This window comes from Amycolatopsis sp. BJA-103 (genome assembly GCF_002849735.1).
In the GTDB taxonomy this organism is placed as follows: Bacteria; Actinomycetota; Actinomycetes; order Mycobacteriales; family Pseudonocardiaceae; genus Amycolatopsis.
This window is the reverse complement of the sequence record NZ_CP017780.1, coordinates 1,412,289-1,430,840: the sequence shown is the minus strand read 5'-3', so window position 1 is coordinate 1,430,840 and position 18,552 is coordinate 1,412,289. Positions and strand designations below refer to the sequence as shown.

General features: G+C 68.9%; 18 protein-coding genes. 8 read left to right on the top strand and 10 right to left on the bottom strand.

Annotated elements, in window-relative coordinates; genetic code table 11:
- Positions 1-275 precede the first annotated feature (275 nt).
- The 7 genes from tkt to BKN51_RS06685 all read left to right on the top strand — a co-directional run bounded on the left by tkt (position 276) and on the right by BKN51_RS06685 (position 10,092).
- Positions 276-2,378, top strand: coding sequence for a transketolase (tkt, locus tag BKN51_RS06715; RefSeq protein ID WP_101606784.1), 2,103 nt, complete (start codon positions 276-278; stop codon positions 2,376-2,378).
- Positions 2,379-2,393: 15 nt separating this feature from the next.
- Complete coding sequence (tal, locus tag BKN51_RS06710; protein ID WP_101606783.1) at positions 2,394-3,506, top strand: transaldolase; 1,113 nt, start codon at positions 2,394-2,396, stop codon at positions 3,504-3,506.
- Positions 3,507-3,514: 8 nt separating this feature from the next.
- Positions 3,515-5,134: a glucose-6-phosphate isomerase gene (locus BKN51_RS06705; RefSeq protein WP_101606782.1), complete on the top strand. Its 1,620-nt coding sequence runs from the start codon at positions 3,515-3,517 to the stop codon at positions 5,132-5,134.
- Positions 5,131-6,660, top strand: coding sequence for a glucose-6-phosphate dehydrogenase (gene zwf, locus BKN51_RS06700; RefSeq protein WP_101606781.1), 1,530 nt, complete (start codon positions 5,131-5,133; stop codon positions 6,658-6,660). Before BKN51_RS06705 ends, zwf begins: the two co-directional genes overlap by 4 nt.
- A complete protein-coding gene (opcA, locus tag BKN51_RS06695; protein WP_101606780.1) occupies positions 6,657-7,667 on the top strand; it encodes a glucose-6-phosphate dehydrogenase assembly protein OpcA in 1,011 nt (336 codons plus the stop codon). The genes zwf and opcA overlap by 4 nt, the downstream gene beginning before the upstream one ends.
- Entirely contained in the window at positions 7,664-8,419 is a 756-nt protein-coding gene (gene pgl, locus BKN51_RS06690; protein ID WP_101606779.1) for a 6-phosphogluconolactonase, read from the top strand. The genes opcA and pgl overlap by 4 nt, the downstream gene beginning before the upstream one ends.
- Before the next feature lie 470 nt (positions 8,420-8,889).
- Entirely contained in the window at positions 8,890-10,092 is a 1,203-nt protein-coding gene (locus BKN51_RS06685) for a sensor histidine kinase (protein WP_168214282.1), read from the top strand.
- Positions 10,093-10,230: 138 nt separating this feature from the next.
- On the opposite strand, the gene BKN51_RS06680 is transcribed toward BKN51_RS06685, so the two are convergent.
- The 8 genes from BKN51_RS06680 to BKN51_RS06645 form a co-directional block, all read right to left on the bottom strand.
- Entirely contained in the window at positions 10,231-10,572 is a 342-nt protein-coding gene (locus tag BKN51_RS06680) for an RNA polymerase-binding protein RbpA (RefSeq protein WP_026467877.1), read from the bottom strand.
- Between the two features lie 65 nt (positions 10,573-10,637).
- A complete protein-coding gene (secG, locus tag BKN51_RS06675; RefSeq protein ID WP_005152283.1) occupies positions 10,638-10,868 on the bottom strand; it encodes a preprotein translocase subunit SecG in 231 nt (76 codons plus the stop codon).
- 139 nt (positions 10,869-11,007) lie between these two features.
- Entirely contained in the window at positions 11,008-11,793 is a 786-nt protein-coding gene (tpiA, locus tag BKN51_RS06670; RefSeq protein WP_101606778.1) for a triose-phosphate isomerase, read from the bottom strand.
- Complete coding sequence (locus BKN51_RS06665; protein WP_269467470.1) at positions 11,793-13,001, bottom strand: phosphoglycerate kinase; 1,209 nt, start codon at positions 12,999-13,001, stop codon at positions 11,793-11,795. The genes tpiA and BKN51_RS06665 overlap by 1 nt, the downstream gene beginning before the upstream one ends.
- Before the next feature lie 9 nt (positions 13,002-13,010).
- Positions 13,011-14,015, bottom strand: a complete 1,005-nt coding sequence (gene gap, locus BKN51_RS06660; RefSeq protein ID WP_101606776.1) for a type I glyceraldehyde-3-phosphate dehydrogenase — start codon at positions 14,013-14,015, stop codon at positions 13,011-13,013.
- Between the two features lie 178 nt (positions 14,016-14,193).
- Positions 14,194-15,381 carry a winged helix DNA-binding domain-containing protein gene (locus BKN51_RS06655; protein WP_101606775.1) on the bottom strand — a complete coding sequence of 396 codons (1,188 nt, stop codon included), beginning with the start codon at positions 15,379-15,381 and terminating at the stop codon, positions 14,194-14,196.
- A gap of 39 nt (positions 15,382-15,420) precedes the next feature.
- On the bottom strand, positions 15,421-16,293 hold the full coding sequence (locus BKN51_RS06650; RefSeq protein WP_101606774.1) for a hypothetical protein: 873 nt from the start codon (positions 16,291-16,293) through the stop codon (positions 15,421-15,423).
- Positions 16,294-16,401: 108 nt separating this feature from the next.
- Positions 16,402-16,830 carry a nitroreductase/quinone reductase family protein gene (locus tag BKN51_RS06645; RefSeq protein ID WP_101606773.1) on the bottom strand — a complete coding sequence of 143 codons (429 nt, stop codon included), beginning with the start codon at positions 16,828-16,830 and terminating at the stop codon, positions 16,402-16,404.
- Between the two features lie 87 nt (positions 16,831-16,917).
- Between BKN51_RS06645 and BKN51_RS06640 the strand changes: the two genes are divergently transcribed.
- Complete coding sequence (locus BKN51_RS06640; protein WP_101606772.1) at positions 16,918-17,856, top strand: AraC family transcriptional regulator; 939 nt, start codon at positions 16,918-16,920, stop codon at positions 17,854-17,856.
- On the opposite strand, the gene BKN51_RS06635 is transcribed toward BKN51_RS06640, so the two are convergent.
- Together BKN51_RS06635 and BKN51_RS06630 are read right to left on the bottom strand one after the other, a co-directional pair.
- Complete coding sequence (locus BKN51_RS06635; RefSeq protein ID WP_101606771.1) at positions 17,840-18,253, bottom strand: type II toxin-antitoxin system VapC family toxin; 414 nt, start codon at positions 18,251-18,253, stop codon at positions 17,840-17,842. The two genes, BKN51_RS06640 and BKN51_RS06635, sit on opposite strands and share 17 nt — an antisense overlap.
- Positions 18,243-18,509 carry a type II toxin-antitoxin system Phd/YefM family antitoxin gene (locus BKN51_RS06630; RefSeq protein WP_101606770.1) on the bottom strand — a complete coding sequence of 89 codons (267 nt, stop codon included), beginning with the start codon at positions 18,507-18,509 and terminating at the stop codon, positions 18,243-18,245. The genes BKN51_RS06635 and BKN51_RS06630 overlap by 11 nt, the downstream gene beginning before the upstream one ends.
- Between the last annotated feature and the right edge of the window lie 43 nt (positions 18,510-18,552).

Genomic DNA, 18,552 nt, shown 5'->3' with positions numbered 1-18,552 from the left:
CCGGGGCCCACCAGGCTTCCGGGTGATGTGGCAGGCCCCGGATCCCTGCGTTCTGAACCCTTCCTCGATGTTAGACGTGCTGTTTCCAGAGGGTGATCGCGGGTCCTCGACCGGCCGAACCATTAGGCTGGCCGCGGTAGGTCGCGGCGTGCCTCTGCGAACGGCCCGGAGCAGGAATATCGTCCCTTCCGGATCGATTGAGATTAGTAGCGGTACACGTGGGTTACCCACGAGGGAAGAGAAGCCACAACCTGATGACGGGGAGTTCGAGTTCAGTGTCCGAAACCGCCTCTACCAGCGAGAAGAACCCACTCCTCCGGCGCAACGTGCCCGCCGACTGGACCGACCTCGACACGCGGGCCGTCGACACCGTTCGGGTGCTCGCCGCGGACGCGGTCGAGAACTGCGGCAGCGGTCACCCCGGCACCGCGATGAGCCTCGCGCCGCTCGCCTACACGCTGTTCCAGCGGACGCTGCGTCATGACCCGGCGGACCCCGAGTGGCCCGCCCGCGACCGCTTCATCCTCTCCGCGGGGCACTCGAGCCTCACCCTCTACATCCAGCTGTACCTCGCCGGGTTCGGCCTGGAGCTGGAAGACCTGAAGCAGCTCCGCAAGTGGAACTCGAAGACCCCCGGTCACCCGGAGTACCGCCACACCAAGGGCATCGAGACCACCACCGGCCCGCTCGGCCAGGGTCTCGCCAACGGCGTCGGCATGGCGATGGCCGCCCGCCGCGAGCGCGGCCTGCTGGACCCGGAGCCCGCCGTCGGCGAGAGCATCTTCGACCACTACGTCTACGTGGTCGCCTCCGACGGTGACATCGAAGAGGGCGTCACCGCCGAGGCCTCGTCGATCGCCGGCCGCCAGGAACTCGGCAACCTGATCGTCTTCTGGGACGACAACGAGATCTCGATCGAGGACGACACCAAGATCGCGCTGTCCGAGGACGTCGTGAAGCGCTACGAGGCCTACGGGTGGCACACCCAGGTCGTCGAGGGTGGCGAGGACGTCGTCGCGATCGAAGAGGCCATCAAGGCCGCGAAGGCGGAGACCGAGCGCCCGTCGTTCATCGCGCTGAAGACCGTCATCGGGTACCCGGCGCCGAAGAAGATGGGCACCGGCAAGGCCCACGGCGCCGCGCTCGGTGCCGAAGAGGTCGCCGCGGTGAAGGAGATCCTCGGCTTCGACCCGGAGCGGAACTTCCAGGTCGACGACGAGGTCATCGCCCACACCCGCCAGGCCGTCGACCGCGGCAAGACCGCGCGCGCCGAGTGGCAGGAGAAGTTCGAGGCGTGGGGCGCCGCCAACCCGGAGCGCAAGAAGATCGCGGACCGGATGGCCACCCGCACGCTGCCCGACGGCTTCGCCGACAACCTGCCGAAGTGGGAGCCGGACGCCAAGGGCATCGCGACCCGCAAGGCCTCCGGTGAGGTGCTCAACGCGCTCGCCGACCCGCTTCCCGAGCTGTGGGGCGGTTCCGCGGACCTCGCGGAGAGCAACAACACCACCATGAAGGGGGCCGACTCGTTCGGCCCGGAGAAGGCTTCCACCGACATGTGGAAGACCAGCCCGTACGGCCGGACGCTGCACTTCGGCATCCGTGAGCACGCGATGGGCTCGATCCTCAACGGCATCGCGCTGCACGGCGGCACCCGCCCCTACGGCGCGACGTTCCTGATCTTCTCCGACTACATGCGCCCGCCCGTGCGGCTGGCCGCGCTGATGAAGGCGCCGGTCACCTATGTGTGGACGCACGACTCGATCGGCCTCGGCGAGGACGGACCGACCCACCAGCCGATCGAGCAGCTCTCCTCGCTGCGCGCGATCCCCGGCCTCAACGTCGTCCGCCCGGCGGACGCCAACGAGACCGCCTACGCGTGGAAGGCCGTCCTGGAGGACGTCCACCACCCGTCGGGCCTCGCGCTCACCCGGCAGAACGTGCCGGTCCTGGAGGGCACCAGCGCCGAAGGCGTCAAGCGGGGCGGCTACGTCCTCGCCGAAGCGTCCGACGGCAAGCCCCAGGTCGTGCTGATCGCGACCGGCTCCGAGGTCCAGCTGGCCGTCGAGGCCCGCAAGACCCTCGAAGCCGACGGCATCACGGCGAGCGTCGTCTCGATGCCGTGTGTCGAGTGGTTCGACGCGCAGGACCAGTCCTACAAGGACTCGGTGCTGCCGCCGTCGGTCAAGGCACGCGTCTCCGTCGAAGCCGGTATCGCCCTTTCGTGGCACCGCTTCACCGGTGACGCCGGGGAGAACGTCTCGATCGAGCACTTCGGTGCCTCGGCCGACGCCGGCACTCTGTTCCGCGAGTTCGGTTTCACCGCGGAAGCCGTCGTCGACGCCGCCCGTCGCTCGATCGCCAACACCAAGAACTGAACTGAAGGGGAAAGCATGAGCAACGACAAACTCGCTCAGCTGTCCGAGGCAGGGGTGTCGATCTGGCTCGACGACCTGTCCCGTGAGCGCCTGAACACCGGCAACCTCGCCGGCCTGATCCGCGACAAGCACGTCGTGGGCGTGACGACCAACCCGACGATCTTCGCCAACGCGATGTCCAAGGGCGAGGCGTACGACGAGCAGACCCGCGAGCTGGCAGCCCGCGGCGCCGATGTCGAAGCCACCATCCGCGAGCTGACCACCACCGACGTGCGCAACGCCGCGGACCTGTTCCGCGACGTCTACACCGCCACGAACGGGGTCGACGGCCGGGTGTCCATCGAGGTGGACCCGCGGCTGGCCAAGGACTCCGACAAGACGGTGGCCGAGGCGCAGGACCTGTGGAAGACCGTGGACCGGCCGAACGTGCTGATCAAGATCCCGGCCACCGAAGAGGGTCTCCCGGCCATCACCAAGACCCTGGCCGAGGGCATCAGCGTCAACGTCACGCTGATCTTCTCGGTCGAGCGGTACCGGGCGGTCATCGAGGCCTACTTCGCCGGTCTTGAGCAGGCGAAGGCCAACGGCCACGACCTCAAGGGCATTCACTCGGTCGCGTCGTTCTTCGTGTCCCGTGTGGACACCGAGATCGACAAGCGGCTCGACGCCATCGGCACCGACGAGGCCAAGGCGCTGCGCGGTGAAGCCGCCATCGCCAACGCGCGGCTCGCCTACGCGGCGTTCGAGGAGCTTTCGGCCACGGACCGCTGGAAGAAGCTCGCCGAGGCGGGCGCGAACGCACAGCGTCCGCTGTGGGCCTCCACCGGCGTGAAGGACCCGGAGTACTCCGACACCCGCTACGTGGACCAGCTGGTCGTCAAGGACACGGTCAACACGATGCCGGAGAAGACCCTCGACGCCGCGGCGGACCACGCCGACGTCACCGGCGACACGGTGACCGGCAAGGGCGCCGACGCGCAGGCCGTCTTCGACAAGCTGAGCGCGATCGGCATCGACATCACCGACGTGTTCCTGACCCTCGAGAACGAGGGCGTGGAGAAGTTCGAGAAGTCCTGGACCGAACTTCTCGAGACCGTCACCGGGCAGCTGGAAAAGGCAAAGGACTGATCCCGACCATGGCAGGGGAAACGACCGGCGTCGAAATCGTCGACGCCGCCCTGGCCGGCGAGGCCGCTCCGTTCGCGGAGCGGCTCGTCGCCGATCAGGTCGCATCGAAATTGGCGTCCCAGGACGCCACACTGTGGGGTCCCGAAGCCGAGTCCGAAGCGTCGATCCGTCTCTCGTGGACGACGCTGCACAAGTCCTCGCGGCCGTTGATCGGCGAGATCGAGGCACTGCGGACCGACCTGCGCTCGGAGGGCGTCGACCGCGTCGTCCTCGCCGGCATGGGCGGTTCGTCGCTGGCACCTGAAGTGATCACCGCGACGGACGGCGTCGCGCTGACCGTCCTCGACACCACCGACCCGGGTCAGGTCGCCGACGCGCTCGCCGGTGACCTGGAGCGGACGGTCATCGTCGTGTCGTCGAAGTCCGGCGGCACCGTCGAGACCGACAGCCACCGGCGGATCTTCGCGAAGGCCTTCGCCGACGCGGGCATCGACGCGAGCCGGCGGATCGTGGTCGTCACCGACCCGGGTTCGCCGTTCGCGGAACTGTCCGAAAAGGAGGGGTACCGCAAGATCTTCCTCGCCGACCCGAACGTCGGCGGCCGCTACTCGGCGCTGACCGCGTTCGGGCTCGTCCCGGCCGGGCTCGCCGGCGCGGACGTCGCCCGCCTGCTCGACCAGGCCGCTTCGGTGGCGGACACGCTGGCAGCCGACTCCGCGGACAACCCCGCGGTCAAGCTGGCGGCGGCCTGGGTCGCGGCGCACGAAAAGGGCGCCGAGAAGGTCGTCATCGCTGACACCGGCTCCGGCATCAAGGGCTTCGCCGACTGGGCGGAGCAGCTGATCGCCGAGTCCACCGGCAAGCAGGGCACCGGTCTCCTTCCGGTCGCCGTCGAGGGTCCGGACTCCCCCGGGTTCGCCGACGCCAAGGACGACGCCACCCCGGTGGCCGTCGGTCAGGCCGAAGGCACCGCGAAGATCTCCGTGACCGGCTCGCTCGGCGCGCAGTTCCTGTTGTGGGAGTTCGCCACCGCGTTCGCCGGACGGCTGCTCGGGATCAACCCGTTCGACCAGCCCGACGTCGAGGCCGCCAAGAAGGCCGCGCGGTCGCTGCTCGACAACCCGGACAAGCTCAAGGGCGGCGAAGAGCCGTCCACTGTGGACGGCGCGGTCGAGGTGTTCGGCTCGGCAGGCGTTGCCACGGAAGGGAAGCTCGCGGACATTCTGCGGGCTTTCTTCGACTCCGCACCGGAAACCGGCTACATCGCGGTGCAGGCGTACCTCGACCGTCTCGACGACGCGTCGACATCGCTCCTGCGCGGCGAGATCGCCAAGCGGACCGGTCGCCAGACCACCTTCGGGTGGGGGCCGCGGTTCCTGCACTCCACCGGGCAGTACCACAAGGGCGGGCACCAGAACGGGGTCTTCCTGCAGATCACCGGCGCCGTCGAGCAGGATCTCGACGTGCCGGACCGGCCGTACACGCTCGGCGTCCTGCAGCACGCGCAGGCGCTCGGCGACGGCCAGGTGCTCGCGGAGCACGGTCGCCCGGTGCTGCGGCTGCACCTCACCGACCGGGCCGCCGGCCTGGCCGAACTGGTCCGCGCGGTACAGGAGGCAGGCGAGTGACCCGAGCCTGGAGCAACCCGCTGCGCGACCCGCGCGACAAGCGGCTGCCGCGGATCGCCGGGCCGTCCAGCCTGGTGATCTTCGGCGTGACCGGTGACCTCGCCCGCAAGAAGCTGATGCCGGCGATCTACGACCTCGCCCACCGCGGGCTGCTGCCCGCCGGGTTCTCGCTGGTCGGTTTCGCCCGCCGGGACTGGGAACACCAGGACTTCGGCGAGCTCGTGCACGACTCGGTCAAGGAGCACGCGCGGACGCCGTTCAAGGAGTCGGTGTGGAACCGGCTCGCCGAAGGCATCCGTTTCGTGCAGGGCACCTTCGACGACGACGACGCCTTCGACAGGCTCGCGCAGACGGTCAAGGACCTCGACGCCGAACGTGGCACCGGCGGCAACACCGCGTTCTACCTGTCGATCCCGCCGAGCGCGTTCCCGGTGGTGACCAAGCAGCTCGCCCGCTCCGGCCTCGCCGACGCGAGCGAGGAGACCTGGCGCCGCGTGGTCATCGAGAAGCCGTTCGGCCGCGACCTCAAGAGCGCCAAGGAGCTCAACGAGATCGTGAACGACGTCTTCCCCGAGGAGTCGGTGTTCCGCATCGACCACTACCTCGGCAAGGAGACGGTGCAGAACCTGCTGGCGCTGCGGTTCGCGAACCAGCTGTTCGAGCCGATCTGGAACGCCAACTACGTCGACCACGTGCAGATCACCATGGCCGAGGACATCGGTCTCGGCGGCCGCGCGGGGTACTACGACGGCATCGGCGCCGCCCGCGACGTCATCCAGAACCACCTGCTGCAGCTCCTCGCGCTGACCGCGATGGAGGAGCCGGTCTCGTTCGCGCCGCGCGCGCTGCGGTCCGAGAAGGTCAAGGTGCTTTCGGCGACGAAACCCTTGGGACCGCTGGAAGAGACCACCGCGCGCGGGCAGTACGCGGGCGGCTGGCAGGGCGGCTCGAAGGTGCCGGGCCTGCTGCAGGAAGACGGTTTCGCGAAGGACTCGACCACCGAGACCTACGCCGCGGTGACGCTGGAGGTGCAGAACCGCCGCTGGGCGGGCGTGCCGTTCTACCTGCGCACCGGCAAACGGCTGGGCCGCCGGGTCACCGAGATCGCCGTGGTGTTCAAGCGGGCGCCGCATCTGCCGTTCGACTCGACCTCGACCGAGGAACTGGGCCAGAACGCGCTGGTGATCCGGGTGCAGCCCGACGAGGGCATCACGCTGCGGTTCGGGTCGAAGGTGCCGGGGACCACGATGGAGGTCCGCGACGTCACCATGGACTTCGGCTACGGGCACGCGTTCACCGAGTCGTCCCCGGAGGCCTATGAGCGGCTCATCCTGGACGTGCTGCTCGGCGAGCCGTCGCTGTTCCCGGTGAACGAAGAGGTCGAACTGTCCTGGGAGATCCTGGACCCGATCCTCGACCACTGGGCCAAGAAGGGCGCGCCCGAGGCGTACCCGCCCGGTTCGTGGGGGCCGCCGTCCGCGGACGAAATGCTGGAACGTACCGGCCGGAACTGGAGGCGTCCGTGATCATCGACCTGCCGTCGACCACGACGTCGCAGCTGAACAAGAAACTCGTCGAGATCCGCGAACAAGGCGGGCAGGTGGCACTCGGCCGGGTGCTGACGCTGGTCATAGTGGCCGACGACGACGACCGGCTCGAAGAAGCGATCGAAGCCGCCAACGAGGCCAGCCGGGAGCACCCCTCGCGGGTGATCGTGGTGGCCAAGGGCGCGCGGACCGCGGCACCGCGGATCGACGGCCAGATCCGGGTCGGCGGCGACGCCGGCGCGAGCGAGGTCATCGTCCTGCGGCTCTACGGTCCGCTGGCCTCGCAGGGGCAGAGCGCGGTCGTGCCGCTGCTGCTGCCGGACGCGCCGATCGTCACCTGGTGGCCCGGCACCGGCCCGAAGGCGCCCGCCAAGGACCCGCTCGGTGAGCTGGCCCAGCGCCGGATCACCGACTCCGCGGCGGAAAAGGCGCCGGTGCGGGCACTCACCACCCGGGCGAAGTCCTATGTGGAGGGTGACACCGACCTGGCGTGGACCCGGCTGACCAGCTGGCGCGCCCAGCTGGTGTCCGCTTTGGACCTTCCGCCGCACGAGAAGGTCACCGGGGCGACCGTGACCGGCGAGGCCGACTCGCCGTCGACCGAACTGCTCGCCGGCTGGCTGGCCGAGTACCTCAAGGTGCCGGTGAAGCGGGTCAAGAGCACCGGCGCCGCGGGCATCATCTCGGTGACGCTGGAACGGCGTTCCGGCGCGGTGGAACTGCACCGGCCGGACGGGCGGGTCGGCACGCTGACCCAGCCGGGCCAGCCGACGCGGCGGATCGCCCTGCAGCGGCGGGACAACAAGGACTGCCTGATCGAGGAGCTGCGGCGGCTCGACCCGGACGAGGTCTACGAGGCTTCACTGAACGGGCTCTCCAAGATCTCGTCGGGCACCACGGTCAAGGCCGCTCCGGCGAAGAAGGCGGCCCCGGCCGCTTCCAAGAAGAAGGCCCCTGTCGCCGCTTCGAAGAAGAGCGCCTCATGAGCAAGACCGAGGTCGTCGTCTACGAGAACCCGGACCTCCTGGCCGCCGCCACGGCGGCCAGGCTGGTCACCCGGATCGTCGACGTCCAGGCCGCCAAGGGCTCGGCTTCGGTGGTGCTCACCGGCGGCGGTACCGGGATCGCGATCCTGCGGGAACTGCGTGACTCCAGCGCCCGTGACGCCATCGACTGGTCGCGTCTCGACCTCTACTGGGGCGACGAGCGGTTCGTCCCGGCGGACTCCGACGAGCGCAACGAGAAGCAGGCCCGCGAGGCCCTGCTCGACCATGTCCCGCTCGACCCGAAGCGGGTGCACGCCATGGCACCCTCCGACGGCGAGTTCGGCGACGACGTGGATGCCGCCGCCGCGGCCTACGCGGAGGTCCTGGCGGCCACCGACGCGGCCTTCGACATCATGCTGCTGGGCCTCGGCGGGGAGGGGCACACCGCCTCGATCTTCCCGGAAAGCCCCGCGGTGTACGAGAAGGAGCTTTCGGTCGTCGCCGTCCGCGACTGCCCGAAGCCGCCGCCGACCCGGATCTCGCTGACCCTGCCCGCGATCCGTCGCGCGCAGGACATCTGGCTGGTCACCGGCGGCGACGCCAAGGCGGACGCCGTCGCACAGGCGCTGGCCGGTGCGGGCGAGGTCCAGATCCCGGTGGCGGGAGCACGCGGCAGCCGTCGCACGCTCTGGCTGCTGGACCAGGGCTCCGCCTCGAAGCTGACGAAGGTCTATCAAACACCTGCGGGCTGACCTTCTCTTTGCGCGTGAAGGCCCTCTTCCCTCCGGTTCAACCGAGGGAAGAGGGCCTTCACGCGTATCCGGGAGGCCTCCAACACCCCCATGGCGGAACTCCGGGAGGGTCTCTCTTCTCTACCCTGAAGGTCAGGAAGGACGCACGGAAGGGTCACCGTGCGACCACGAAACGTGACGAAGATCAAAAACCGGCATCACTGGCGTCAGAACCGGCGCCGGTATCCGTCGAAGTGATCAGCGGACCACCGAGCCCAGGTGGTCCGGTGTGGATCCGACCGACCGAACGTTCATGCACTTGTCCGCAGAACGGACAGTGACCGGACAGTCGCTAGCCCGACTGGGGGAAACTTACCGTCCTGGTACATCCACCCGTTAGCATCCGCACATTTGTTCGTTCCTGCGCGTCCCGATCGGGCGAAGAACACGTCTCTTCATTCAAGTCCACAAGACGAGTGAGGTCGCCAGCGATGAGCACAGAGGGTCTCTCGATGCCAGGTATCTCGGTGGGCGGCTCCGGAGCGGACGCCGCCGATCGGATGCGCCGTGCCGCCGGGGTCATGTCGTTCGCCAAGATCAAACGTCCGGCGCTGGTCGCACTGGGCGTCGACACACTCGCGATCTTCCTGGCCGCACTCGACGTGTGGCTGGTGATCCCCGAAAAGGCCCAGCCGTACTCCATCTACCTGTCCGGCGCCGCGTGCCTCGGCCTCGCCTTCCGCCGCAAGCTGCCGTTCCTCGCGGTGATCGTGACCGTCCCCGGCTTCCTGGCGGGATGGTCCCAGCTGGCCGCGATGATCGCGCTCGGCTTCCTCGCCACCCGCAAGCAGATGCACTGGCAGACCTGGACGGGGTTCGCACTCGTCTTCACCTGCCGGTTCGTCCAGTGGCCGCTGGCCGACTTCGTCGAGCTCAGCTGGCGTGAACACGTCCTGGACGGGATCTACGGCGTCATCGTCGCCGGGATGCCGGTGGCCATCGGCCTGCTCATCGGGGCTCGGACCGAGATCTCGCAGAAACTCTCCGAACTCGCCGCCAGCCGCGACCGCGAACGCCGCTTCCACGCCGACGCGGTCCGCGCGGAGGAACGTGCCCGCCTCGCGCGGGAGATGCACGACGTCGTCTCGCACCAGATCACGCTGATCGCGATGCAGGCCGGCGCGCTGCAGGCGCAGACCACCGACCCCCGCTCGCTCGAGACCGCACTGGTCATCCGGAAACTCAGCACCAAGACCCTGGAAGAGCTGCGTTCGCTCGTGAGCGTGCTCCGCTCGGGCTCCGAGGACGACGGGCCGCGGCCGGGGATCAACGAACTCGACCGGCTGATCCGCGGCTCGGACGTCCCGGTGCACCTCACCGTAGAGCGGATCCCCGATCTCCTGCCGAGTCAGGTTTCGGCGGCCGCCTACCGGACGGTGCAGGAATGCCTGACCAACGTGCACAAACACGCACCGGGCGCCACCGCGACCATCCGGATCCAGGGCGAGCACGGTTCCCTCAAGGTGGAAATACGCAATGAGCGCGCCCGGACGTCCGGTGCGTCCCTGCCGTCGGGAGGGCATGGGCTGACCGGTCTGGCCGAACGCGCTCGACTGCTGGGTGGGAGCTTCGAGACCGCCGACACCGAGGACGGCGGGTTCCGGGTGCGTGCCCGGTATCCGCTCGACCGGTGACCGGCCGGTCGGTGGAGGCGCGCTGAACCCGCGTCTCCGGCGGCGGGGCGCACCCGCCGACCTGGCGTTGACATGCCAAACGCCCGCGTCCTGGCGACGGGATCGCGGACGCGGGCTTCAGCCCTGGAAGACCGGAGGCTAGATCTCCCGGCGCTGGCGCAACCGCTCCAGCGCCTCGGCGAGGATGGCCTCGCCGTCTGCGTCGGAACGCCGTTCCTTCACGTAGGCGAGGTGGGTCTTGTAAGGCTCGGTCCGAGGCGCGGCAGGCGGGTTCTTCTCGTCCTGCCCACCCGGAAGCCCGCAGCGTGGGCAGTCCCACTCTTCGGGAATCTCGGCGTCCATCGAGAACGACGGCTGCGCCTCGTGCCTGTTGGCACACCAGTAGGAAATGCGGCGCCGCGGCGCCGACTCACCCCGTTCCGATTCGCCCGAAGGACCGGCACCCACACGGGTGCCCCGAATCGCGTTACCGCCAACCATGAATCCTCACACCTATAGGGATCGGCGGCGCGCCCCCCATAGGCACGCCGAAACACCTGGATCGATCAGACCTTGAGCAGGAGCCCCAGGCCGATGATGCTGATCAGCCACACCGCGCCCAGCAGGAGCGTGATCCGGTCGAGGTTCTTCTCGGCCACGCTCGAGCCGGAAAGGCTCGACTGCATACCGCCACCGAACAGCGACGACAGACCGCCACCACGACCGCGGTGCAGCAACACGGCGACCACCAGGAAAAAGCTTGAGGCGATCAACAGGATTTGCAGGAACAGCTTCATGTCATCCTCTGCGCTCTTGGAGAATGCAGGAAAACGGTGCGTGCCGATAGTTCGTGACTACCAGAACACACCGTACTCCTGGACTCGTCCACTGCTGTGTGACGGACCGGATACACAGGTTACCCGGTTGGTGCCCCGATCAGGGCAGGGGCCCGCCCGCGGCGAGTGCGCAGAGTTTGGTGAACTCGTCACCATCCAGGCTCGCACCACCAACGAGGGCACCATCGATGTTCTCGCAGGCGACGAGGTCACTGATGTTGTTGGCCTTCGCCGAGCCGCCGTAGAGCACGCGGACCGAGGACGCGACCTCGGCACCGTACTTCTCGGCGAGGGTGGCGCGGATGGCTCCGCACACCTCCTCGGCGTCCTGCGGGGTCGCGACCTTGCCGGTCCCGATGGCCCAGACCGGCTCGTAGGCGACGACGACGTCCTTGACCTGCTCGTTCTTGAGCCCCTTGAGGCCCTCGACCAGCTGGGTCGTGGTGTGGGCGATGTGCTCGCCGGCCTCGCGGACCTCGAGCTTCTCCCCCACGCACAGGATCGGCGTGATGCCGTGCTTGAGCGCGGCCTTGACCTTCTTGTTGACGAGTTCGTCGGACTCGCCGTGGTACTCGCGCCGCTCCGAGTGCCCGACGGTGACGAAGCTGCAGCCCAGCTTCTTCAGCATCACGCCCGACACGTCACCGGTGTAGGCACCGGAGTCGTGCGGCGACAGGTCCTGGGCGCCGTAGGTGAGCGACAGCTTGTCGCCGTCGGTCAGCGTCTGGACGCTGCGGATGTCGGTGAACGGCGGCAGGACCGCGACGTCGACCTTCGCGTAGTACTTCTCCGGCAGGGCGAAGGCGATCTTCTGAACCAGCGCGATGGCTTCGAGGTGGTTCTGGTTCATCTTCCAGTTGCCGGCGATGAGCGGTTTGCGCGCCACTAGTCGTTCTCTCCCAGCACAGCGACTCCGGGCAGTTCCTTGCCCTCCAGGTACTCCAGCGACGCGCCGCCGCCGGTCGAGATGTGCGAGAAGCCGTCCTCGGGGAGGCCGAGCTGCCGCACGGCCGCGGCGGAGTCGCCACCGCCGACCACGGTGAAGGCGTCGCTCTTGACGAGCGCTTCGGCCACGGCACGGGTGCCGCCGGCGAAGGACTCGAACTCGAACACGCCCATCGGGCCGTTCCAGAACACGGTCGCGGCGTCGGCCAGCTTGCCCGCGAACAGCTCGCGCGACTTCGGGCCGATGTCGAGACCCATGCGGTCGGCCGGGATGGCCGACGCGTCGACGACGTCGAACTCGGCGTCGGCGGCGAAGCCCGTCGCGGCGAGGAAGTCCACCGGCAGGATCAGTTCGACGCCACGCTTCTCCGCCTCGGCGAGGAAACCGGCGACCTGCTCCAGCTGGTCTTCCTGCAGCAGCGATTTGCCGACCTCGTGGCCCTGGGCCTTGAGGAAGGTGTACGCCATGCCGCCGCCGATGAGCAGCCTGTCGACCTTGGTCAGCAGGTTGGCGATCACCGCCAGCTTGTCCGACACCTTCGCGCCGCCGAGCACGACGACGTACGGCCGCGCGAGGTCCTCGGTGAGCTTCTTGAGGACGTCGACCTCGGCCAGCACCAGACCGCCCGCGTACGCCGGAAGCGCCCGCGCGATCTCGTAGACCGAGGCCTGCTTGCGGTGCACGACACCGAAGCCGTCGGAGACGAACGCGCCGCCCGGGACGAGCGCGGCCAGCTCGGCGGCCAGTTCCTGACGTTCCGCCTCGACCTTGCTGGTCTCGCGCGCGTCGAAACGCACGTTCTCCAGCAGGGCGACCTGACCGTCGGTCAGGCCCGCGACGGTGGCCTTGGCGGACTCGCCGACCAGGTCACCGGCCAGGGGGACGTCGACGCCGAGCAGCTCGGTGAGCTTCGCGGCGACGGGCGCGAGGGAGAACTTCGGGTCCGGCTCGCCCTTGGGACGGCCGAGGTGCGCCGTGACGACCACCTTCGCGCCCGCCTCGGCGAGGCGCTTGAGGGTCGGCAGGGCCGCGCGGACGCGGCCGTCGTCGGTGATCTTGTCCCCGTCGAGGGGGACGTTCAGGTCGGACCGTACGAGTACGAACCGGCCCGAAACGTCCCCGCTCAGCAGGTCTTCGAGGTTCTTCAGCGCCATCGGTCAGGAAAGCTTGTTGCCGACGAGCTTGACGAGGTCGGCGAGGCGGTTGGAGTAGCCCCACTCGTTGTCGTACCAGCCGATGACCTTGACCTGGTTGCCGATGACCTTGGTCAGCGGCGCGTCGTAGATGCAGGACGCCGGGTCGGTGACGATGTCGGCCGAAACGATCGGGTCCTCGTTGTAGCGCAGGATGCCGGCCAGGGGGCCCTCGGCGGCGGCCTTGTACGCGGCGTTGATCTCCTCGAGGGTCGCGCTCTTGGTCAGCGTGACGGTGAGGTCGGTGGCCGAGCCGGTCGGGATCGGGACACGCAGCGCGTAGCCGTCCAGCTTGCCCTGCAGCTCCGGCAGGACCAGGCCGATGGCCTTGGCGGCACCGGTCGAGGTCGGGACGATGTTCAGCGCGGCGGCGCGGGCGCGGCGCAGGTCCTTGTGCGGCGCGTCCTGCAGGTTCTGGTCCTGCGTGTACGCGTGGATGGTGGTCATCAGGCCCTGCTCGATGCCGAACGAGTCCTGCAGGACCTTGGCCAGCGGGCCGAGGCAGTTGGTGGTGCAGGAGGCGTTCGAGATGATGTTCTGCGAGCCGTCGTACTTGTCGTCGTTGACGCCCAGCACCACGGTCAGGTCCTCGCCCTTGGCGGGCGCGGAGATGATGACCTTCTTCGCGCCGCCGGCGAGGTGCGCCTTCGCGGCGTCGGCGTTGGTGAAGAAGCCGGTCGACTCGACGACGACGTCCACGCCCAGGTCGGCCCAGGGCAGGTTGGCCGGGTCGCGCTCGGCGAGGGCCTTGATCGTCTTGCCGTCCACGACGATGCCCTCGTCGCTGACGCTGACCTCGCCCGGGAAGCGGCCGAGGATGGAGTCGTACTTCAGCAGGTGGGCCATCGTGGCGACGTCGCCGAGGTCGTTGAACGCGACCACCTCGATGTCGTGACCGGCGGCCTGCACGGCCCGGAAGAAGTTGCGGCCGATGCGGCCGAAGCCGTTGACACCTACGCGAACCGTCACTGCTGCCACTCCCTAGAGACTCGTCCGGGATCGCCCCGGTAAGACGTCCTTTACTCGGGCGCAACCCTAGCGTGCGTGCTCGGGCGACCCTCTTTGCCCTGACGAGACTTCCACCACTCGGTGGGTCAGGTCAAGAATCGATTAAGTGGTTCGCCACCAGGACGTCTGCTGAAAACTCTCAGCTTCGTTGTGCTAGCCGTCGCTCCAGCGGGGTGCGCATCCGTGGCGTGACTCGCACCTCTCCGAACCACCCGGCCAGGTGGTTCGCCTCCGCCTCGACGGCCCGTTCGACGTCCGAGCCGACGTCTTCCAGGAAGTGGTGGACGACTTCGCCGTCCGGACGCTGAGCCCAGCCGCCGACGATCCGGCCGTCGGCCCAGACGGTGGGCCCGATGTTGCCCGTGCCGTCGAACAGCGGGGCGCGGTGCGGCCCGAGGTACCAGTCCCGCTCGATCCACCCCATCGACGTCGGGTCGAGCGACGGGAGCAGCGCCACCCACGGCCCGGGCTCCGCGACCGGCTCCAGGTCGTCGGCGAGCACCACGCCGGGAACACCGTCGAGGTCGACCTCGATCGGCTGAACGGCCGCGAGTGCCTTCTTCGTCTGGCCTGCCGTCCAGCCCGTCCACCATCGCAGGTCCGCGATCGGTGCCGGGCCGTAGGCGTGAAGCCACTTACGGGCGAGTTCGGCTCTGGCCTCGTCGGCGTCCCACTCGGCGATGCCCTGCGGCAGCCAGTCCGCCATCGGGGCCCAGTAGTGCTGGCTGCTGATCCAGCTCCCGCGCGGGCGCCCGCGCACGATCCGGCCGTCGACCGCGAGCTGGAACAGGACCCGGCTGGTGACGTTGGCGATCGCCTCGTACGGCTTTCCCTTCGCCATGATGAGTTGCTGCCTCAGCCGGGGCTCGTCCTCGACGAGCTGTTGTGCCGTCGCGGTACCGCGGGCCTTGAGCGCGCGCTCGGTCGCGTCCTCGACGTCGGCCAGCCAGCGCTCCGGATCGGGCACGTTCTCGGGATGTCCCTGCCTGCCGAGGTGCTGTTCGAGCAGGCGGCGCTGTTTCTTGGCGATGTCCGCCGAGCACGCCGCCTGGACCAGGGCCACGTTCTCCCGTCCGACCACGAAGACCGTGCGGCGCATGCCGAGCATCCGCACCAGCGTGCGCTCTTCGTAGAGCGCGTTCTCCAGTTCCGCGACGCCGTCTCCCTTGACCCTCGCCCACGCCGAGAGGTGGACCGTCGCCGGGTCTGTGGCGTGCAACGCGACGACCGCGTCCGCCGCGGCCCGCACCGACGGGGCGGGCGTGGCGAGGCGATGGCGCACGGCGAGACGGGCACGGCGCTGGCGGACGTCGATCTTGAGGGTCACGGACCGGTTCTACCACCGGGTCCCGACAGAACTCCGGAATCAGTCCGCGTGCGGCCTGATCGCGTGCCGCGCGTCGGCGCCGCACACGAAGACGTTGACCGACGAAGCCGCCAGCTCCCAGCCGGGACCGTCGTCCGGCTGCTCGCAGGGGCACCCGTCGTCCTGGCTTTCCGCGCTTTCCAAGGCCAGCAGGAGATCTAGACCCGCACCGCACTCCGGACAGGTCAGCGGGAAATCGTCGGGGTCGGACGTCCACCAGAAGTTCAGCCCGCCGAGCTTGGAGCCGGTGGCCAGCGGAGGCCAGGCGTCTTCCACATCGTCATCGACGAAATTTCCGAGCTCATCGAGGAAAGTCAGCGTCGCCTTGAGCTCGGCGGGCAGCTCCGACGGGCGCGGATGGTCGACGACCTCGCAAGGCGCGAACGAGCACGGCCGTGCGGGCAGGTACTCGTAGTCCTCGGTCTGGAACGGCTCGGGCGGGCTCTCGAGCAGATCGGTCACCCCGGCGGAATTCCGCCAGACCACCTGGACACCCGGCCCCCAGTAGCCGCGGCCGTCATGCGGGTCCGGGCAGAACAGCACCTGCAACAGGTCGGTGCCGTCGGGGAACGGCAGCTTCGGGAAGTCCTGCCGGAAGAACTGCGCCACGCCCGCCAGCGGCATCGCCTTGTCGTCCGGGTGCGCCGCTTCCACCTCGGCCGCCGGCGTGTGGATCACGCCCGGCGCCACCTCGTTCGGCGCGGTATCCGGACAGTGCGGCCACGGCTCATCGGCGGGCCACAGCAACGGTCCGCCGATGTGGCTGTCGTGCGCGGTCGGCGCACCCGCTCGGGGATGCAGGCGGACGGCTGTCCGAGTGAACGGGGTGAGGTCGGGGAACCCGTAGCCGTTTTGCGGCGAATCCGAAGGCATGGCGAGGATGCTAGGGACAGCACAGCGGTCTTCGGTCGTGTTTCGCCGCATTCCTCCGCCAGGCGGTAAGACCGGACCGGGCGGGCGCGTGCCCGGTCCGGCCGTCGCTCAGCTCCGGGCCAGCTCGAAGACCGGGATGACCCGGCTCGTCTTGTTCTGGTACTCGGCGAACTGCGGCATGAGGGCGGACTGCCGGGCGTAGACGTCGTCGCGCTCTGAGCCGGTCAGCACCCGTGCGCGGACCGGGAAGGTCTCGGTGCCGAGCTCGACCTTGGTGTCCGGATTGGCCACCAGGTTGTGGAACCACGCCGGGTTGTCGTCAGCGCCGCCCTTGCTGGCGAAGATGTAGATCCGGTCGTCCTCCAGGAGCGGGACGAGCGGCGCGATCCGCCGGGTGCCGGACTTCGCGCCGGTGTGGTGGACGAGGACCAGCGGGAAGCCCTCGAACATGCCACCCGCCTTGCCGCCGGTCTCGCGGAACTCGGCGATCACGCCGCGGTTGATCTCGTCGAAGTCGAAGTCGATCGTTTCTGCCATGAACCCGATCGTATGACGCAGCGGGTGACCGTATCGATGCCTGAAACGACCATGAACTTGTCCGTCTGTCGCATTATCCTCGGCTCCATGGACCTTTTGGCCGAGACACTCGCCGTCGGCGGCGTGCGGGGTGCCGCCGGAGCCCGGATCGAAGCGTCCGGCGCGTGGGGGATCCTCTGGCACCGCATCGCCGGCGCGGCCTTCTACGCCGTCACCTGCGGTACGGCCTGGCTGGACCTGCCGGGCCACCCGCCGAGACAGCTCATGCCCGGCGACGTCGTCCTGCTGCCGAACGGGTCCGAGCACACCCTGCGCAGCGCGCCGGAGGCCCCGATCATTCCCCAGCTGTGCACGGCGGCGGAGCGAGCGCGCAAGTGCGGCGGAGTACTGCGTCTCGGCTCCGGGGACGTGCAGACCCACATCCTCGGCGCGTCGTACGACTACGACCCGGCGGTGTCCATCCAGGTGCTCTCCACCCTGCCGGAACTGGTGCACATCCGCGCGGACCACGGCGGTGGCGGCCTCGACGACACCGTCCGCCTGCTCTCGCGCGAACTGGCCCGCCCGCAGATCGCCACCGAGTTCGTCCTCAACCGGCTCGTCGACATCCTCCTGGTCCAGTTGCTCCGCGTATGGCGGACGGAGAAACCGGCCGAGACGCGGGGAACCTGGCTCGGCGTCCTCGGCGATCCGTTGATCAGCGTGGCCTTGGTCAAGATCCACGAGGACCCGGCGAAACCGTGGACCACCGACCTGCTCGCGGCGGAACTGTCGACCTCGCGCAGCACGCTGACCCGCCGCTTCCGTGAAACCACCGGACGGACCCCCGGCGACTACCTCACCCAGTGGCGGATGGACCTGGCCGCGGTCCGGCTCCGCGACACCGGCGACACGGTGGACGCAATCGCCCACTCTGTCGGCTACACGTCGGTGTACGCGTTCAGCCGGGCATTCCGGCGCGCACGGCGCCAAGCTCCCGGGCAGTACCGCGCCTCGGCCCGGGAGGCGCTCAAGCCGGCCGGGTGACCGGAACGACGTCGAGAAGTTCTTTCAGGCCTTCGAAATCCTGTGGATTCGTGGTGTAGAGCGGCATCCGGTGCGCGATGGCCACACTGGCGATCATCAGATCGGCGACTCGCCGCCGGGGTGTCCTGCCCATCGCGAGCACGGACGCCGACACCCGGCCGAAGATGCGGGCCGCCTCGGTACCGAACGGCAACGGATCGAACTCCGATTCCACCCGTTGCAGCAGATCCGTGCGCCGGGCCCGCTCGGCCGGGTCGGCGGCGTAGTGCGGTCCGGCCGAAAGCTCGGCGAGCGTGATCGTGCTGATCGACATCGAATCCGGCAGCTGGGCGTGATCGATCGTCCGGCGCAGGATGAGGATGTTCGTGTCGAGCAGGCCGTGAACCTCAGCGGCCATAGGGATCGTCCGCCTCACCTTCGAAAGCGTCGTCGAGGTCCGCGCGGAACCTGTCCGGGTCGATGAGTGGAGCGTTCGCCGAGCCGGTGGCGAACTGCTCACGGGAAACGGCGTGCCGGCGACAGAGCGGAACCAGCTGGGCGATGGGCGAGCCGCTGCGGGTCACGGTGAAGGTTTCACCGTGCTCGACCGCGTCCATGATCTCGCCGGACCGGTTCCGGAGATCACGCTGGGAGATCTCGTGCTGAACGCTCATACTCACACTTTAGCATCCTGTGCCCCACCGTGCCACGTCGTGC